The organism is Thalassococcus halodurans, assembly GCF_900108225.1.
In the GTDB taxonomy this organism is placed as follows: domain Bacteria; phylum Pseudomonadota; class Alphaproteobacteria; order Rhodobacterales; family Rhodobacteraceae; genus Thalassococcus; species Thalassococcus halodurans.
In genome coordinates this window covers 136,502-154,543 of the sequence record NZ_FNUZ01000002.1, presented here as the reverse complement: position 1 = coordinate 154,543, position 18,042 = coordinate 136,502, and the positions used below count along the sequence as shown (strand labels likewise).

Genomic DNA, 18,042 nt, shown 5'->3' with positions numbered 1-18,042 from the left:
GCCCAGTCTCACCTCGCGGACAAGATCAGTAGAGCCCGCCCGAGCTTAGCGACCCGAAACTTGCCTTTGGCCCGACGATGGCTTTCTTGCCGGTTGAGGTCGTAACTTCCCGCGTTGATCCGGTTGGGGAGATCAGATCAAAACCCGATCCCATCGCCCAACCACCGTCAAACTGGATGCCGAAAATCGGCTCTTCGCCCTCGCGGAAACACTCGGCCACGACGTTCTCTCCGGATGCGTCGTCAGACAGACGGGCACCGGTGAAGCGGTCGATCTTGATGAACTGACATTCCGTCGGAACCTTGAATGCGCCACCGCCGTATTTCTTGACGGCTTCCAGCATGAACTGCTGGAACACGGGGCCACACATGCCCCCACCGGAAGCACCCCGTCCCATAGGTTGCGGTTGGTCGTAACCAATGTAGCAACCCGCCACGATGTTCGAAGTAAAGCCTACAAACCAAACGTCTTTCGCATCGTTTGTCGTACCGGTTTTACCAGCAGTAGGTACCGGAAGATTGACTGTGCGCGACGCGGTGCCGCGATCAACCACACCCTTCATCATCGATGTCAGCTGATAGGCCGTAACCGCATTCATAATCCGCTCACGATCCGAGGTGATACGTGGCGACCGACCTGCGGGAATATTGCGGTCAAAACAATCGACGCAGGTGCGGTTGTCATGGCGGTAAACAGTTTCGCCGTAGCGGTCCTGTACGCGGTCAACCAGAGTGGGTTCTACACGCTCGCCACCGTTGGCGAACATCGCATAAGCAGCAACCATTTGGTACAGCGTTGTCTCTTCGGAGCCGAGCGCGTTGGCCAGAACGCGGCTCATGTTGTCGTAGACGCCAAAGCGTTCCGCATAACGGCCCACAACGTCCATCCCCACCTCTTGTGCCAGACGGATCGTCATCAGGTTACGCGACCGTTCAATACCCGTGCGCAGTGGAGTCGGGCCATAGAATTCGTTGGACGCGTTCTTGGGACGCCAGACGCCTTGGGGCGTGTTGATTTCAATCGGCGCGTCAACAACGATGGTGGCGGGGGAATATCCGCTATCCAAAGCGGCTGCATAAACAAACGGTTTGAACGACGAACCGGGCTGTCGTTTGGCCTGTGTGGCGCGGTTAAACACAGAATGCTGGTAGGAGAAACCGCCCTGCATCGCGATCACGCGGCCAGTATTGACGTCCATAGCCATAAACGCGCCTTGCACGCGCGGTACCTGCCGCAACGTCCAACGGATAAAGCTGCCGTCTGCGTCCGCAGTCATTTCGCGCACCAGCACGACATCGCCGACCTCAAGCAGATCGCCCGCGACCTGCGCTTTGCGGCCCAGTGATCCGTCTTTGTTCAACTTGCGCGCCCACTGCACGTCCTTGGCAGGGATCCAGTGTCCATCAGCGTCCTCTTCGACGCCTTCAATACCGATGCGCGCGTCGTTGCTGCCGATTTCAAGAACAACAGCCGGATGCCAGACGTGTTCACGCACAACATCACGTGCGACGCTGACCTTGGACAGGGCCGCACGCCAGTCGGCTTCGGTTCCCAACTGGTCCGCTGGAATGGTTTTGCCGGTTCCGCGCCATACGCCCAAACTGCGGTCGTAGTTTTCCAACGCGACGCGCAGGGCATCCGCGGCCTCGGCCTGCATGTCAGGTTCGATGGTCGCCCGAACCGAGAACCCGCCTGAAAAGAATTCGCCTTCGCCGAAGTCACGGCTCAGCTGACGGCGGATTTCGTCGGTGAAATAATCACGTGGAGGAAGCTGTTTCTGGAAGGGCTCGAAGTCGCCGTTCTGAACGGACCGAAGCGGCAAAGCCACTTCCTGTTCATATGTCGCCTGATCGATGTAGCCGTTCTCGTACATCTCTTTCAGCACGAAGTTCCGGCGATCTGTCACGCGCTCTTTGTTACGTACCGGATGGTAATCCGACGGCGCTTTGGGCAGCGAGGCAAGGAATGCAGCCTCATGCGGGGCGAGTTCCGCCAGCGATTTGTTGAAATACGTCTGCGCCGCTGCCGTCACACCGTAAGAGTTCTGGCCCAGAAAAATCTCGTTCAGATACAGCTCAAGGATTTTCTCCTTGCTCAGCGTCTGCTCCAGTCGCGCCGCGAGCAGAATTTCCTTGATCTTGCGCTCGGCCCTACGCTCACCGCCTAGCAGGAAGTTTTTCATGACCTGTTGCGTGATGGTCGACGCACCGCGTACGTTCCGGCCACCGGACCGGACCGCTTCGATGGCCGCGGCTGCAATACCACGCGGGTCATAACCCTGGTGCTGGTAGAAGTTCTTGTCTTCCGCCGAAATAAACGCCTGTTTGACCAGATCGGGGATTTCATCGGCGGGCGTGAACAGACGGCGTTCCTGCGCGAATTCGTCGATGATACGGCCCTCGCCCGAATAAATCCGGCTGATGGTCGGCGGCGTGTACTGAGCAAGGCTTTCATGGCTGGGAAGATCGCGGCCATACATCCAGAAGACAGCGCCAATCGTCAGCGCCATCATGCCGATTCCCAGCGTCAGAACACTGAAAATCCCGCCAAAGAAGGACATAATAAATCGGATCATTCAGCCATTCCCAGTACCGTTTGACGTCTCACTATACCCGCGAACCCGCTGGGTCAAAACACAACCATTTGCGCAGACGCGAAGAACCGCCAATTATTGCCGCCTCAGGTCGGACAGGGCCATATCCTCGACCACCCAATCCTGCAATCCATCCCGAATGCCGGCCGCCATATCGGCCCGCCAAGCGGGATTGGTCAGGTTGTCCAAATCCTGTTGTGTGGACAGAAAGCCAACCTCGATCAAAGCCGAGGGGATATCAGCCGCTTTCAGCACCGAAAACCCCGCGCGCCGCAAGGGCCGCTTATGGATGTTACCGGTGGCGTCCAGAATACCAGAGACCAGCGCATTTCCCAACGCCAGACTGCGCGGCGCATTTTCGACGCGGGCCAGATCGATCAGAACATCGGTCACCCGGTCGTCCGAACCAGTCAAGTCAACACCGGCTAGAATATCCCCGCGATCATGGCGTTCTGCCAAGGCCTCGGATGCCGCATCCGTGGCGTCTTCTGACAGGATATAAACCGTCGCACCTCGTGCTTGGCCCGCATCCAACGCGTCCGCATGTAGCGACAGAAACACGTCGGCACGCGCCCTTTGCGCAGCGGCCACACGGCCCTCGAGCGATACAAACACATCCGCCTCACGCGACAGGAAAACCTCGAAATTACCCGCCCTTAAAAGGGTCTCCTGAAGCTCCAATGCGAAGGCCAGCATAAGATCGGCCTCATCCACGCCGCCCGCTTCGGCACCTGGATCAATCCCGCCATGGCCGGGGTCCAGCATGACACGCAAGGGCCGGTTGGTCAGCGGTTCGTTCGGCACCACGTCAATCGCTGCAGGTGCGGGCAAATCCCAACGGGGATCATGCGGCGCGCCACTTGCGGCAACAAAACTGTCTTCATCCGTGCTTTGCAATTTGATCGTCAGACGCGCCATGCCGCCATCTTCGGACAAAACCAGACCCGCCTCGTCGAGCGACATCGGTTCGTTCAGATCGGCGACCAGACGGCTCCAACCCGGTCGGAAGGTCCCAACGCGTACAGCCTCCACGATATCGCTTTGATCAAAGCTGTCAGGGTCCAACCCTGTCCAATCAACTTCGCGGAAGTCGATGACCAAACGGCGCGGTGCATCAAGAGTATAGACGCGCCACGGCACGCCTTGCGACAGGGCCAGTTCCAGCGTCGTCTCGCGCCCCCAAAACCCATCACGCACAGTGCTAGCGGACGCATCGACGCGTGCCAACGCCCCGAAGTCTTGCGCATCTGCGCTGTTTACTAAGGAAACCACTGCCAAAACCGCAGCCAGAATTCTGCTCATTTGCCTCTCCGGCGACTTTGCGCCGTTCTATACAAGAATGACGCGCAAGGCGCACCCACAACCTTGCGTCTTTCATCGCACATTTCTGCTATCGGCATCGGATTGCCGAGCCGTTAACCGCGTTGCTCCATGAACGCTTTCAAACGCGACAGGCCCTCTTCGATATCTGCTGTGCCGCGCGCATATGAAAAGCGCAGCGTCTGCGCCCCGCGTTCGCGGTCAAAGTCCAACCCCGGAGTCACAGCTACGCCCGCTTTTTCCAGAATCTCGGCAGCGAAAGCGCGGCTGTCATCGGTCAGATCACTGACGTCGGCATAAACGTAAAACGCCCCATCCGGCGGCGCGATTTTGGTAAAGCCCGCTTTCGGCAGCCCCTCTAGCATCAGCGCGCGGTTCTTACGGTAGACGTCCATGTTTGCTTCAAGCTCGTCAGTGTCATCCAGCGCCGCGAGGGCCGCGATCTGGGAGGCATGTGGCGAGCAGATGAACATATTCTGCGCCAAACGCTCGATCTGGCGGACCTGTGCGTCGGGCACCACCATCCAGCCCACGCGCCAACCGGTCATAGAGAAATACTTGGAGAACGAGTTGATGACGCAAACATCATCGGACACCTGAAGCGCCGTGACCGCCTTCGCCTCGTATTCGATGCCGTGATAGATTTCGTCGGAAATAAACGCCGCATTGCGGGCCTGCGCGCAATCGATCAGCTCTTTCAGAGCATCGAAGCCAAGCATCGTACCTGTCGGGTTTGCGGGCGATGCCACCAGAAGCCCCTGCCAATCGAGGCCTTCCAGTTCGGATGGCACGGGCTGCAAGCGGTTTTCCGCTTTCGTCTGTACCTCGACCGGTGTCAGGCTGAGCGACTTCAGAATTTGCCGATACGACGGATATCCCGGCGCCCCCAACGCCACCTTGTCGCCTGCATCAAACAGCGCGGTGAAGGCCAAAAGAAATGCGCCAGACGATCCCGACGTCACAACCACTCGGGCCGGATCAAGGTCTAACCCATACCATTCTTTGTATAATTTCGCGATCCGCTGGCGCAACGCGGGCAGACCCAAGGCAACAGTGTACCCCAGGGCATCATCCGTCATCGCCTTGGCCAAAGCGGCCCGTGCGCCCTTTGGTGCAGGGGTGCCGGGCTGGCCGACTTCCATGTGGATGATGTGGCGCCCCGCCTCTTCTGCGGCGCGCGCTGCCTCCATGACATCCATCACAATAAAGGGATCAACGGAACCACGGGTTGAGTTCTTCATACTGGCCTCTCTATGCTCTGCCCAAACCTTTGGAACGAACGAGGCAGCAGGTCAATGAAGTGGATCCGGTTTCTTGTGATGGCGACGGCAATAACGCTGATGGCCGCCACGCCTGCACGGGCCATCAACCTGTTGCGCGATGCGGATATCGAATATGCATTGCGTCAGCTTTCTGCCCCGATCCTGCGGGCCGCAGGTCTTAGCCCGTCGCGCATCCGCGTGCTTGTGGTTGATGACAGTTCGTTGAACGCCTTTGTCGCCGACACCCAGCATATCCTTATCCACTCGGGCCTGATCCTGAAGCTGAACACAGCCGAAGAACTTCAGGCCGTTATCGCCCACGAGGCCGCGCATATCGCAAACGGCCACCTGTCGCGTCGCGTGGCGAACATGCGCAACGCGCGCACTGCTGCAGGCTTGGGTCTGGTCCTGTCAGGCATCGCAGCCGCTGCTGGCGGGGCCGAGGCTGGTATCGGCGTGGCGGCAGGCACAAGTTCGTCCGCGCTGCGCAACTTTCTGGCCCACACCCGCGCCGAAGAATCCGCCGCAGACCAGTCATCCATCCGCTATCTGACGTCCGCAGGCATCAACCCCGAAGGCGCTGTGAAGGTTCAGGAAATCTTTCGCGGGCAAGAGGTTTTGTCTGAAAACCGCCAGGACCCCTACATGCGCACGCACCCCCTGTCCCGTGACCGGCTGCGCGCGCTTCAGGGATATGTGGCAGCTTACGGTAAAGAACAGAAAACTGACGGCACCGCCAATTATTGGTACGCACGAACACAGGGCAAACTTTCGGCCTTCCTGCGCAACCCGAACTGGACGTTGCGCCGCGCCGATAGCAGCGCGACACAGGACATCGGGTTCATGCGTCAGGCCGTGGCCTATCACAAACAAAGCAACCTGAAAAAAGCCGTCGCCTCGATCGACAAGGCATTGCAACTGCGTCCGAATGATCCGTTTCTTCTGGACCTCAAAGGGCAGATTTTGCTGGAAGGCCGTCAAGCGAATGCGGCGATTGCCGTATACCGCCAAGCCGCCGCCAAAGCGCCAAAAGAGGCGCTAATTCTGGGTGGTCTCGGTCGCGCCTTGCTGGCCGCCGGTCAACCGCGTGAGGCCCTAAAAGCCCTTGAAAGTGCGCGGGCGCGTGACGGGCAAGACGCGCGCATTCTACGCGATCTTGCCGTCGCTTACGCACAAACGAAACAACCCGGTCTGGCATCTGTAGCGACCGCCGAACGATATGCCTTGCAAGGCCGCTTGAAAGATGCAGCTATCCACGCCAAACGCGCCGAAGCACTGGTCCCTCGGGGATCGCCGCCTTGGCAACGCGCACAAGACATACTTGCGGCCGCACAAGCCGCACGCTGACAAACAGGGAGACCCCGAATGAAACCGACACTGGCAGCCACAGCGCTGATCACCGCGCTTAGCACCCCCGCTTTCGCTTTCGACATCACAGCCATGACCGAGGACGAGCGCGCCATGTTCCGCGCCGAAGTGCGCAGCTATCTGCTGGATAACCCAGAGGTCATCATGGAAGCCGTTGCCGCGTTAGAGGCTAAGCAAGCCGCAGCGCAGGCCGACGCCGAAAAGAACATGGTCGCCGCGAACGCCAAGATGTTGTTTGACGACGGCTATTCATGGGTTGGCGGCAATCCTGACGGCGACATAACCGTCATCGAATTTTCTGATTACCGCTGCGGCTATTGCCGCAAAGCGATGAAAGAGGTCGAGGAACTGGTCGAAAGCGATGGCAACATCCGCTTTATTCTGAAGGAATTCCCGATCCTTGGTGAGGCGTCCTTGGTATCGTCCCGCTTTGCAATCGCGACGCTGAATGTAGCAGGCCCCGAAGCCTACAAGGCCGCGCATGATGCGCTGATGGCCATGAACTCGGAAATGACCGAGCCGGTCCTGCGCCGTCTGGCCGAAACGCTGGAACTGGATGCAGACGCCATTCTGGCCGAAATGGACAGCGACAAGGTCACCTACGCGATCGAAGAAAACCGCAAACTCGCGCAGATTTTCCAGATCAATGGCACACCGACCTTTATCATGGGTGACGAGCTGGTGCGTGGCTATGTACCACTGAACGACATGCGCATGATCGTCGAAGACATCCGCGACAACAGCTAAATCCGATGTCCACAAAGACCTTGGCGATGGCGGCCTGTTTGACCGCCTCCATCGCCCAAGCCGATATGTTTGCAGCCCCCGATGCGCAGGCCGCGTTGGGACGCGAACTTTTACAGCTTTTCCTCGACGAACCTGAAATTCTGCAAAAGGCGCTCTATCCGCCTGTCGTCACGGCAGACGAGATTTACGCTGATGACATTGCTGCTGATCTGGAACGCATCGGCAAAGAAGCCCAAGCTTTGTTTGCCTCTGATGGCCCGAAAATTGGCACGGCCGATGGACCTGTCCTGATGGCTTTGTTCGTGGATGAAGGTTGCGACGACTGCCAGCAGGCATCAGATGAACTGAGCGACGTTTTGCAGAAACTCGGCGTCGCCGCGCGCGTTTTCGATCTTTCAAAAGACACGAACGCGCAAGTCATCATGGAGCGACTGACGCTGGACACGGTCCCCGCCTACGTCATGTCAGACCGCATGATCCGCGGTCACATGCCACCTTTTGTGATCGAACGGTATCTGGCCGAAGCAGACCAGTAGCTGCGGGAATTATTCCGCAGCCACCTCTTCTGCATTGGCGGCGTCCAGTTCCGCCGCTTTCTTTTCGACCTGCTCGACGATGTGATCGACCATCTGGTCGTTGGACATCTTGTGGCTTTGCTTGCCCGCCATGTAGACCATCCCTGCCCCGTTGCCGCCGCCGGTAAAGCCGACGTCGGTCATCAATGCCTCGCCCGGGCCATTCACAACGCAGCCGATGATCGACAGGCTCATGGGTGTTTTGATGTGTTCCAAACGCTTTTCCAGCGCCTCGACGGTTTTGATCACATCAAACCCCTGACGCGCACAGGACGGGCAGGAAATGATGTTCACGCCGCGATGACGCAGACCAAGGCTCTTGAGGATTTCGTAACCGACCTTCACCTCTTCCACCGGATCGGCAGACAGGCTGACGCGGATCGTGTCACCGATACCCATCCAAAGAAGGTTGCCCAGTCCGATGGCCGATTTAATCGTACCGGACATCAGACCACCCGCTTCGGTAATCCCAAGGTGAATGGGCTTATCTGTCGCCTCGGCGATGCCTTGATAAGCCGCCGCTGCAAGGAAGACGTCGGATGCTTTCACGGAAATCTTGAATTCGTGAAAGTCGTTATCTTCCAGTATCTTGATGTGCTCCAGCCCGCTTTCGACCATCGCTTCGGGGCATGGCTCACCGTATTTTTCAAGCAGGTGTTTTTCCAGCGAACCGGCATTCACACCGATGCGCATGGAACAGCCATGATCGCGCGCGGCTTTGATCACCTCTTTGACGCGCTCTGGTGTGCCGATGTTGCCCGGGTTGATCCGCAGACAGGCTGCGCCAGCCTCAGCCGCTTCGATCCCGCGGCGATAGTGGAAATGGATGTCGGCCACGATGGGCACAGGGCTTTCGCGCACGATCTCTTTCAGCGCTTTGGCCGAAGCTTCGTCAGGCACCGAAACGCGGACAATATCCGCGCCGGCCTCTGCCGCGCGCTGCACCTGATCGATCGTGCCCGCGATATCCGTGGTCACTGTATTCGTCATCGTCTGAACCGAAATCGGCGCGTCGCCCCCAACCGGCACGTTCCCCACCATGATTTGACGGGACTTGCGACGGTAGATGTTGCGCCAAGGGCGGACATGATTAAGCGACATGACAATTCCTTCGGTCAGCGTCTGACAGCGATCAAACTACACCAAGGGCAGATATATGAATAGAGATGGGAAACAACCCGTCTGGGTCAAAACCACACAGGTTTATTCGCGGCCAACCAGCGCAGATGTGCTGAGTTCAGCAATCACACGTTCCAGATCGGCATCTTGCTGGATTTCCGCAACCTGGTATTTGGCCTGCAGTTCATCCACCGAAAGGGCCAGATTGCTTGTTACCGACCCGCGTGGACCAACCGGACCATAGGTTTCGCCGTTCATCACGAAATAAACGGCACCCGATTCACCAATCCGCAGCGTTGCAGGATCGGTCGTTTGCGGTACCTGATAGGTGTCGCCTGCGTTCATGATTGTCTCATAAATCACAGAGCCGTCCGCCGAACGCACACGAACCCAAGACGGACGAACCGCCATCAACGTCACGCCAGGGGCGTTGTCTTCAAAAACTTTGGGCGTTTGCGGCGCAGCAGACTGCATCGCTTCGGCAAGCGCGGTTTCGATGCCGTCAAACTCAGATGTCAGCGCATCTGCCGACGGCAGGTTCCGCTGATCGAGGCTGGCAAATGCCCCGCCTTCGCTTGGGTCCAGTGTGGAAATCGGCGCGTCACGTGCCACCAGAACTGGTACATCCAAAGCCTGCGGACGGTAAAGACGATCCAGCGCCTCGTTCGACGGAGGCGTGAACACGCCTGCCACGTCTTCAGTGGGCTGTTCGGGTTGGTCTACGGTAGAACTGAACGCCGTTTCAACCGGATCCAGATCCGACAGAACAACGGGTGTTTGCTCAACAGGCGCAAGACGGACGCGCTGCACCTCTTGCAGAACCGAGTAGCCGCCATAGCCAAGACCGCAAACCAATGCGATCAGGACCAAAGACGAACCAATTGCACCCGGTTCGATCTGCGATAGGAAGCTGTCACGCGATGGGGCGAAGGGAAGCTTCGGTTGCGCAAAGGGATCAGCAGCAGACGATGTCTTGATCGCGCGATCCGAAACGCCCGACTTAGCTGCGCCGGATGCCTTTTCCGACATACCGTGTGCTGTCGAAAAGCCGCTTTCCTTACAGAAGGAGGCAAAGGTTTCGTCCGGGTCCATGCCCAGATACCGCGCGTAAGAACGAACGTAACCGGCGATAAAGCCCGGCGTATCAAAGGCTGTGGGATCACAGTTTTCGATGGCGGCAATGTAACTGGCTTTGATGCGGATTTCGCGTTGGACATCCAGAAGGGATTTACCAAGTGTCGCACGTTCGCCGCGCATCACATCCCCAAGACGAATCTCGAAGTCGTCAAAGCCCAACGGCTTTTGCACATCTTCTTGAGTAGTCTTTTTGGATTTGCGCCCAATCATCGCGCGTGCCCCACCCGAACCATTCTCTTGCCTATATGCCCGTTTTGTTACGTGCACCAAGGCGACTCAGTACACGTTCTTATTCCGCCAAAGGTAGCATATCGCAAGATTATTTGCAGGCGATTCGTTGTCAGGCACTCAATTCGGCACGATTCAGCGCACAGTGGGACCAAAGCTCGTCCATGGCCGACACCAAACGGTTCATTTCATCCGGACCGTGAACGGGCGACGGCGTGAACCGCAGACGCTCTGTGCCACGAGGCACTGTCGGGAAGTTGATCGGCTGGACGTAGATGCCATAGCCGTCCAGCAACATGTCGGACAGTTGCTTGGTATGGACGGGGTCGCCAACGATCACGGGCACGATATGGCTGCCGTGGTCGATGATCGGAAGACCCATCGCTTTCAGGCGTGTTTTCAGGATCTTGGCCTGTGTCTGATGCTTTTCACGCAGTTCCTGATCACGCTTCAGATGCGCGACAGATGCGGCCGCACCAGCAGCAACTGCCGGCGGCAGCGACGTGGTAAAGATAAAGCCTGGCGCGTAGGAACGGATGGCGTCGCACATCTTGGCAGATGCCGCGATATAGCCGCCCATGACGCCGTATGCCTTGGCCAGAGTGCCGTTAATAATGTCCAGACGATGCATCAAACGATCACGTTCGGCCACGCCCGCACCGCGGGGGCCGTACATGCCGACAGCATGCACTTCGTCGATGTATGTCAGTGCGCCGAATTCATCGGCAAGGTCGCAGATCGCTTCGATCGGGCCAAAATCGCCGTCCATCGAGTAGATCGATTCGAAGGCAATCAGCTTGGGCGCGGCAGGATCGTCAGCAGCCAGAAGCTCACGCAGATGTTCGACGTCATTGTGACGGAAGATGCGCTTTGCACCACCGTTACGACGCACGCCTTCGATCATGGAGGCGTGGTTCAGTTCGTCAGAATAAATGATCAGGCCGGGGAACAGTTTGGGCAGCGTCGACAGCGTCGCATCGTTGGCAATATAGGCCGACGTGAACAGAAGAGCCGCTTCTTTGCCGTGCAGATCAGCCAGCTCCGCCTCTAGACGCTTGTGATACACTGTTGTGCCGGAAATATTGCGCGTACCGCCCGAACCTGCGCCGGTTGCGTCGATGGCTTCGTGCATCGCTGCCAGTACTACGGGGTGCTGACCCATTCCCAGATAGTCATTGCCGCACCAGACGGTGATCGGGGTCTCCGATCCGTCTTCTTTGCGCCATGTCGCGTGAGGAAACTGGCCCTTCTTACGCTCGATATCGATGAAAGTGCGGTAACGGCCTTCTTCGTGAAGGCGATCAATCGCTTGGTCCAGTTGCGAGGTGTAGTTCACCCTGCCCTCCAGTCTTCTTCAACATGGTCGCAGCACACGACCAGTTTATTCAAGTTCATGAATACATAACGATGCAAAGTCCATGTGGCAATCGTTTACACGATGACGAACCGTCGCAGTCTTGATTCAGATCAAACCAACCGGCCACTTTCGGAAACTTTTTACCCTTTCAGATCACACACCATATTCACGCAGTTCGTTGACGGCCTAGATAGACTTTTTTGGCCTGCAATGACCATGCCTCCTTTGGTCGACTAAGTAACCAACGGCGCAATAATCCAATAACTTAGCGTCACGCGTTTGTGAAATATCAGGCAAGCTGCACAAAAAACGGCAGTTTTTTAAACGAAGTTGTGCGCACGGCTGGTCTGGACACCCGAACCTAGACTGCTACCGTCCCACCCCAACGCAACTCATACCTGCATACAGGAATCCCAATGTCTCTCGATAAAGTGCTCAATCTGATTGATGAAAGCCTGTCCGATTCGACCGAACGTCTGTTTGAGCTTCTTCGCATTCCGTCCATTTCCACCGACCCCGCATATAAAAAGGACTGCGATCAAGCGGCCGACTGGTTGGTTGCCGACCTGAAATCCATCGGGGTTGATGCGCAAAAGCACCCGACACCGGGCCATCCGATGGTCGTCGGCCATATCGGTGACAAAGGCCCGCATGTCCTGTTTTACGGCCATTATGATGTGCAGCCCGTCGATCCCCTGAACCTGTGGGATCGTGATCCTTTCGATCCGGCGCTGGAAGATACCGCAAAAGGTAAGGTCATTCGCGCACGCGGATCGTCTGATGACAAAGGCCAGTTGATGACATTCGTCGAGGCCTGCCGCGCATGGCAGACTGTGCATGGTGAAATGCCCTGCCGCATCACCTTTTTCTTTGAAGGCGAGGAGGAATCAGGATCGCCGTCGTTGATTCCGTTCATGGAACAGAACAAGGACATGCTGACAGCAGATATCGCACTGATCTGTGACACCGGCCTTTTTGCCGACAAAACCCCCGCCATTGTCACCATGCTGCGCGGCTTGATGGGTGAAGAGATCACGATCACCGGCCCCGACAAAGACCTGCATTCCGGTATGTATGGTGGCCCTGCCCGCAATCCGATCCGTGTCCTAACCAAAATCCTTGGCGGTCTGCACGATGAACAGGGTCGCGTCACCGTGCCTGATTTCTACGCTGGCGTGCCCGAGCTGCCGGCAGAGATCAAAGAACAATGGGATAACCTCAAGTTCGAGAACAGCGAATTTCTGGGCGAAGTCGGCCTGTCGATCCCCGCTGGCGAAACGGACCACACCGCGCTGGAAATGATCTGGTCCCGTCCGACCGGCGAAATCAACGGCATCTGGGGCGGCTATACCGGAGAGGGTTTTAAAACCGTTCTGCCGTCCAAAGCGTCGGCCAAGGTCAGCTTCCGTCTGGTTGGCCAACAGGACCCGCACGCAATCCGCGAAAACTTCCGTACATGGGTTAAGGCGCAAGTGCCCGCTGACTGCAGGGTTGAATTCACGCCCCATGGCGCGTCGCCTGCGTCTGTTATGTCCACAGATCATCCTGCCTTTGAAGCAGCACGTTCCGCGCTGTCCGACGAATGGCCCGATCCAGCGGCGTTCGTGGGCTGTGGCGGATCGATCCCAATCGCGGGCTATTTCAAAAGCCTATTGGATATGGACGCGATGCTGATTGGCTTCGGGCGCGACGATGACCAGATCCACTCGCCTAACGAGAAGTATGCGCTGGAAAGCTTCCATAAAGGCACCAGAAGCTGGGCCCGCATTCTGGATGCGGTTTCCAAATTAAGCTGAAAATAACGGTTTTACGGCAGTAACAAACTGTCGCAAATGACACCCGCTGCGTCACACCTGAAAACCAAAGGGTGTGACGCAAAAGTTGTATTTGGTCTTAATGAAATCTTAACCACGTCTTAACACGCGCAAAATTCTGCCCAATTTCGCGTCTTAATAGAGTGCATGACAAACACGTTTGAACATTCTGGCCAAGAGGCATTCCGAGAGCGGGTGAAGCGCGTCGACGCGCATTTCTACCGCCACGGCGTTTCCAAGCGTGAATACACAAACGTCAACAAGCGCCCCCTTCTATCTGTGTTGTTGGGCTTTGCGTGGATCTATTTTGTCATCAAATTGGTGGAAAACCGCGAATTTCTGAAAGCCAGCTTAGCGCAAGGATCGATTGGCGCGGATGCACAAACTTGGATTATGGGTGGGCTCGGCCTGCTGATTATCCTGACCCTATTCATGATGGGCGTGTTTGCCGTGCGCATCGTCACAAAGCGTCGCGATCAACGTGGGGCGGCAGGCAGTATACTTGCAGGCGGCGCAGCGGCAATGATGTTGGTGGCGACCCCGCCCTACCTCTATCAGGAACTGCCGTTTAAGGTTCTGAACGGTTCCCAAGGCGCAGTAATGGCAGCGCTGAACATGGGCGGCGGCTCTTCACTGGACGACATCAACTTGGATGTTGACGTCAAAGGTCTGGCTCTGGTTTCCTCGCTCGGGCAATAACGCCCGAGGTCAGGACTTTGCCTGAATTTCTGAACGCCGATCAACACTCTATAAGCTACGACATCACCGGAGACGGCCCACCGCTGCTTTTATTGCATGGGTTCCCGCAAACCCGCGCGATGTGGCGGCCCATTGTCCCGCAACTAAAACGGCATTTTACCGTCATCACAGCAGACCTGCGCGGATATGGCGACAGCTTTAAGCCCAAGACGATGCCTGAGATGGGGTTTCGCCCCATGGGTCAGGATATGCTGGGGCTGATGGATGCGCTCGGTTTTGACCGGTTTCATCTGGCGGGTCACGACCGTGGCGGGCGCACCGCGCATCGTATGGCGCTGGATGCACCCGACAGGATCGCCAGTCTGACCGTTATGGATATCGTTCCGACAGAACACTTGCTGGAAAACATCACGCATAAGACCGCGCGCGCCTATTACCACTGGTTCTTTCTGGCCCAACCCGCGCCTTTCCCAGAGACCATGATCGAACATGATCCCGACATGTATTTCGAACGGTGCCTGATCGGCTTTGGTAAGGCGGACTTGTCGGATTTCGACGATACACTGCTGGAAGAGTACCGCCGCGCCTGGCGCGATCCTGCCGCGATTACCGCCATGTGTAACGACTACCGCGCCGCGATTGATGTGGACCTACCGTTGGATACAGAGGACCTGAGCCGAACCGTCGATTGCCCCGCGTTGGTTTTATACGGTGCGGACGGTGCCATGGCCAAAGCGATGGATGTCGGCGCCACATGGGCAGATCGGCTCAGCGATATGAAAAGCGCGGCGATTGCAGGCGGACATTTCTTTCCGGATCAATCGCCTGACGCGACTGCGCAGGCCATTGCTGCGTTCTGCGGATCGATTTCGGTTTAGAACAGTCCCGCGAACCGGTCCGGCAGACGAACCTGTGTTTTATATTTGGGCCTGTCGAACTGCCAGAAACTAGTCTCCCCACGGCGTTTCCAGCTTTCGCGCATGGCATCGCGCACCCAATCCAGATCGAATTCTTTTTCCATTTTGTAGTTGGCAAATTCTTCAAATGGAGCGCGATCATCGCCGCGGTCGCTTGCGTACCAGTGACGACCAATCGTGGTTTCCCTCGCCTCAAGACCGATGTCTTGAACCATCGCATTTCTGCGGTCCAATGTCTTAACGTATTCAGCGTAATCAACAAATTTCAGGTGCAGCAAATACAGCTCACTCGGAGCATTTAACTTTTCGAAGGTCGAGTAATGTCCACCCCGTGCAAATCTGGCCTCTTTGCCTAGCACACAAGGCTTGGAATACGGCAGTGCAATTTTAGCATGCAAGCGGGGACCTAACACTTGATCAGTGATTTCGTCACACTCCAGGTCCAATCTTTGAAACATATCAAGTCCCAGCGGTGTATACACCCGGAGGCGGCGGCGCTTCTCCAGCCACTGCAATAAATTTCCCCCGTTTGCCGGGTCTACAACAACAATTTCATCTACGTCAGAAACAATGACATGACGATAGTAGCCCAGCAGGCCAGCTAAAGTATTGGAAAGCAGTCTCCACCGATTCTGCTCAAATCTAGGATTGGGATCACCGGGAATGCCGATCACATTGCAGCCAGCGGCCAAATCAGCCACTTCCTCGCCGCGTCCATGGTTGATGATATAGCAGTTCTCACGGCCCAGCATTTCGCCGTAATAGCGCAGCCAGATCTTCAGGTAGAACGCGTCATCGCGCACCATGGTCAGCGCGGCGGCGGTGGTCTGCATCGTGTGGGCCCCTGTTATTTTGGGCCACACTACCACGCGCTGAAGCGCTGCGGAACAACGGATCAGGCGATGCGCGCCCACCGTGGCAGGCGCGACGCAGTACACTTAGCCCCGCGGGTCAAGAAGCCGCTTCAACAGCCCTTTTTCCGTCACCTGCCCCACAAGGTTGCCCTGAACCGTGACGCCCACTGGGCCGTCTGTATCTGTGACCAGTTGCATGACTTCACTGACGCGGGCGGATTTCGGGATAGACACTGATGGTGCCTCATTTGCGGGTTCCATCACATCGCCAGCCGTCAGAACACCCAAAGGATTCATGTGCGCCACGAATTCAGCGACGTAATCATTGGCGGGCTTGGAGTAAATCTCTTGCGGACTGCCGCACTGAACGATGCGCCCGCCTTCCATGATCGCAATGCGATTTCCGATCTTGAACGCCTCATCCAGATCATGACTAACGAAAATGATCGTGCGTTTCAGTTTCGTTTGAAGGTCCAGCAGCTCATCCTGCAATTTGGTGCGGATCAGCGGATCAAGCGCCGAAAACGGTTCGTCCATCAGAAGGATCGGCGCCTCGGTCGCAAAGGCACGCGCCAAACCGACACGTTGCTGCATCCCGCCGGACAGATCATCAACCTTGCGATCGCCCCAGCCGTCCAGCCCGACAAGGCCAAGCTGTTCATCAACCTTGGCAGCGCGGTCCGCTTTGGACATGCCGCCCAATTCCAGACCCAGCCCCACATTCTCGCGCACACTACGCCACGGCAGCAGGCCAAACTGTTGGAACACCATCGCCACACGGTTCAGGCGGATACGGCGCAGTTCTTCATGACCGGCGTGGGTGACATCGACCATTGCACCACCGTCATTCACGTGAACGGCCCCGCGCACCACAGGGTTCAGCCCGTTGATCGCCCGCAAAAGCGTGGATTTGCCAGAGCCCGACAGCCCCATCAAAACAAGGATCTCGCCCTCTTTCACATCAATCGAACAATTATGAACGCCCAGCACCTGACCGGTTTTTTCCTGAATCTGGGCGCGGTTTTCACCTGCGTCCATCAAGGGCAATGCCTGATCCGGATGATCGCCGAACACGATGGAAACATTGTCGATTTTGACAGCCGTGGTCATTTGCGGCCTCCCATATTCAGCATCCGGTCCAGCATGATCGCGACCACCACGATGACGAAGCCCGATTCAAAGCCCAGCGATGTGTCCACGCGGTTCAAGGCCCGCACAACAGGCACGCCTAATCCGTCCGCACCGACCAGCGCCGCAACCACCACCATCGACAAGGAAAGCATGATGGTCTGGTTCAACCCCGCCATGATTTGCGGCAGGGCCGATGGCATCTCGACCTTCCAAAGCACCTGACGCGGAGTCGCGCCGAATGCGCGCGCGGCCTCAAGCAAGGCGGTCGGAGTTGAAGAAACCCCCAGATAGGTCAGCCGGATTGGCGCGGGCAAAACAAAGATCACCGTTGCGATCAGGCCCGGCACCATACCGATGCCAAAGAACACAATCGCGGGGATCAGATAGACGAACGTCGGCAGGGTCTGCATCAAATCCAGAATGGGCCGCATGTAAGTATAAAGCTTGGGCCGATGCGCTGCGGCAATTCCGATAGGCACACCCACCGCCATACACACCACGCAAGACGACAAAACCAGCGTCAGGCTTTCCAGCGTTTCGTCCCAGTAGTCTTGGTTCAGAATGAACAAAAACCCGACGCCCACAAAGGCCGTCACTTTCCAACTACGCTGCAAAAGATATGTGAAGGCCATGAAGGCGAGGATCACAACAAAGGGGTGCGGCGTTTCCAGCAACCACAAAATGCCATCGATCAGCGTTTCCATCAGCCAGGACAGCGCTTCGAGAACAAATTTACCGTTATCTCGGACCCAATCGAAAATTGCTTCAGCAAAGTCCCCGACAGGTATCTTGTATTCCGTAAGCCAGTCGAGCATGGTCACACTCCCAAGTGGATTTTGCGGGTTTGATCGCCAACGGCCAATCCATTGACTGACGAGTCAATTAATCATGCCTTTGATCAAATTCGCAACCATTTTGTCG

15 protein-coding genes are annotated in these 18,042 nt (G+C 56.9%); 6 read left to right on the top strand and 9 right to left on the bottom strand.

Going from position 1 to position 18,042, the window contains the following annotated elements; translation table 11 throughout:
* Window positions 1-25: 25 nt before the first annotated feature.
* From C4S59_RS05770 to C4S59_RS05760, 3 genes are all read right to left on the bottom strand, one after another.
* Window positions 26-2,575 (bottom strand): penicillin-binding protein 1A, encoded by a 2,550-nt coding sequence (locus tag C4S59_RS05770; RefSeq protein ID WP_103909546.1) that lies wholly within the window; start codon window positions 2,573-2,575, stop codon window positions 26-28.
* Window positions 2,576-2,668: 93 nt separating this feature from the next.
* Window positions 2,669-3,895 (bottom strand): N-acetylmuramoyl-L-alanine amidase, encoded by a 1,227-nt coding sequence (locus tag C4S59_RS05765; protein ID WP_103909545.1) that lies wholly within the window; start codon window positions 3,893-3,895, stop codon window positions 2,669-2,671.
* Window positions 3,896-4,008: 113 nt separating this feature from the next.
* Entirely contained in the window at window positions 4,009-5,154 is a 1,146-nt protein-coding gene (locus C4S59_RS05760; protein WP_103909544.1) for a pyridoxal phosphate-dependent aminotransferase, read from the bottom strand.
* Window positions 5,155-5,208: 54 nt separating this feature from the next.
* On the opposite strand from C4S59_RS05760, the gene C4S59_RS05755 reads away from it, so the two are divergent.
* Genes C4S59_RS05755 through C4S59_RS05745 form a run of 3 tightly spaced genes read left to right on the top strand, consistent with a single transcriptional unit; the run spans window position 5,209 to window position 7,826 of the window.
* Window positions 5,209-6,522 (top strand): M48 family metalloprotease, encoded by a 1,314-nt coding sequence (locus C4S59_RS05755; RefSeq protein WP_103909543.1) that lies wholly within the window; start codon window positions 5,209-5,211, stop codon window positions 6,520-6,522.
* Window positions 6,523-6,540: 18 nt separating this feature from the next.
* Window positions 6,541-7,290 (top strand): DsbA family protein, encoded by a 750-nt coding sequence (locus tag C4S59_RS05750; RefSeq protein ID WP_103909542.1) that lies wholly within the window; start codon window positions 6,541-6,543, stop codon window positions 7,288-7,290.
* 5 nt (window positions 7,291-7,295) lie between these two features.
* Entirely contained in the window at window positions 7,296-7,826 is a 531-nt protein-coding gene (locus tag C4S59_RS05745) for a hypothetical protein (RefSeq protein WP_103909541.1), read from the top strand.
* A gap of 9 nt (window positions 7,827-7,835) precedes the next feature.
* Here the strand turns inward: C4S59_RS05745 and ispG are convergent, their stop codons facing one another.
* From ispG to hemA, 3 genes are all read right to left on the bottom strand, one after another.
* Window positions 7,836-8,966 carry a flavodoxin-dependent (E)-4-hydroxy-3-methylbut-2-enyl-diphosphate synthase gene (gene ispG / locus C4S59_RS05740; RefSeq protein WP_103909540.1) on the bottom strand — a complete coding sequence of 377 codons (1,131 nt, stop codon included), beginning with the start codon at window positions 8,964-8,966 and terminating at the stop codon, window positions 7,836-7,838.
* 102 nt (window positions 8,967-9,068) lie between these two features.
* Complete coding sequence (locus C4S59_RS05735) at window positions 9,069-10,331, bottom strand: helix-turn-helix domain-containing protein (RefSeq protein WP_103909539.1); 1,263 nt, start codon at window positions 10,329-10,331, stop codon at window positions 9,069-9,071.
* Window positions 10,332-10,461: 130 nt separating this feature from the next.
* A complete protein-coding gene (gene hemA / locus C4S59_RS05730; protein ID WP_103909538.1) occupies window positions 10,462-11,685 on the bottom strand; it encodes a 5-aminolevulinate synthase in 1,224 nt (407 codons plus the stop codon).
* Between the two features lie 437 nt (window positions 11,686-12,122).
* Here hemA and C4S59_RS05725 point away from each other — a divergent pair, with 437 nt between their 5' ends.
* The 3 genes from C4S59_RS05725 to C4S59_RS05715 all read left to right on the top strand — a co-directional run bounded on the left by C4S59_RS05725 (window position 12,123) and on the right by C4S59_RS05715 (window position 15,097).
* The gene (locus C4S59_RS05725) at window positions 12,123-13,502 is read left to right on the top strand and encodes a M20/M25/M40 family metallo-hydrolase (RefSeq protein ID WP_103909537.1); all 1,380 of its coding nucleotides are present in this window, start codon (window positions 12,123-12,125) and stop codon (window positions 13,500-13,502) included.
* Window positions 13,503-13,667: 165 nt separating this feature from the next.
* Complete coding sequence (locus C4S59_RS05720; RefSeq protein WP_103909536.1) at window positions 13,668-14,219, top strand: hypothetical protein; 552 nt, start codon at window positions 13,668-13,670, stop codon at window positions 14,217-14,219.
* Window positions 14,220-14,236: 17 nt separating this feature from the next.
* The gene (locus C4S59_RS05715; RefSeq protein ID WP_234994692.1) at window positions 14,237-15,097 is read left to right on the top strand and encodes an alpha/beta fold hydrolase; all 861 of its coding nucleotides are present in this window, start codon (window positions 14,237-14,239) and stop codon (window positions 15,095-15,097) included.
* Here C4S59_RS05715 and C4S59_RS05710 read toward each other — a convergent pair.
* The 3 genes from C4S59_RS05710 to choW form a co-directional block, all read right to left on the bottom strand.
* A complete protein-coding gene (locus C4S59_RS05710; RefSeq protein WP_103909535.1) occupies window positions 15,094-15,969 on the bottom strand; it encodes a glycosyltransferase family 2 protein in 876 nt (291 codons plus the stop codon). The two genes, C4S59_RS05715 and C4S59_RS05710, sit on opposite strands and share 4 nt — an antisense overlap.
* Window positions 15,970-16,074: 105 nt before the next feature.
* Window positions 16,075-17,100 carry a choline ABC transporter ATP-binding protein gene (gene choV, locus C4S59_RS05705; RefSeq protein ID WP_103909534.1) on the bottom strand — a complete coding sequence of 342 codons (1,026 nt, stop codon included), beginning with the start codon at window positions 17,098-17,100 and terminating at the stop codon, window positions 16,075-16,077.
* Window positions 17,097-17,936: a choline ABC transporter permease subunit gene (gene choW, locus C4S59_RS05700; RefSeq protein ID WP_103909533.1), complete on the bottom strand. Its 840-nt coding sequence runs from the start codon at window positions 17,934-17,936 to the stop codon at window positions 17,097-17,099. Before choW ends, choV begins: the two co-directional genes overlap by 4 nt.
* Window positions 17,937-18,042 lie beyond the last annotated feature (106 nt).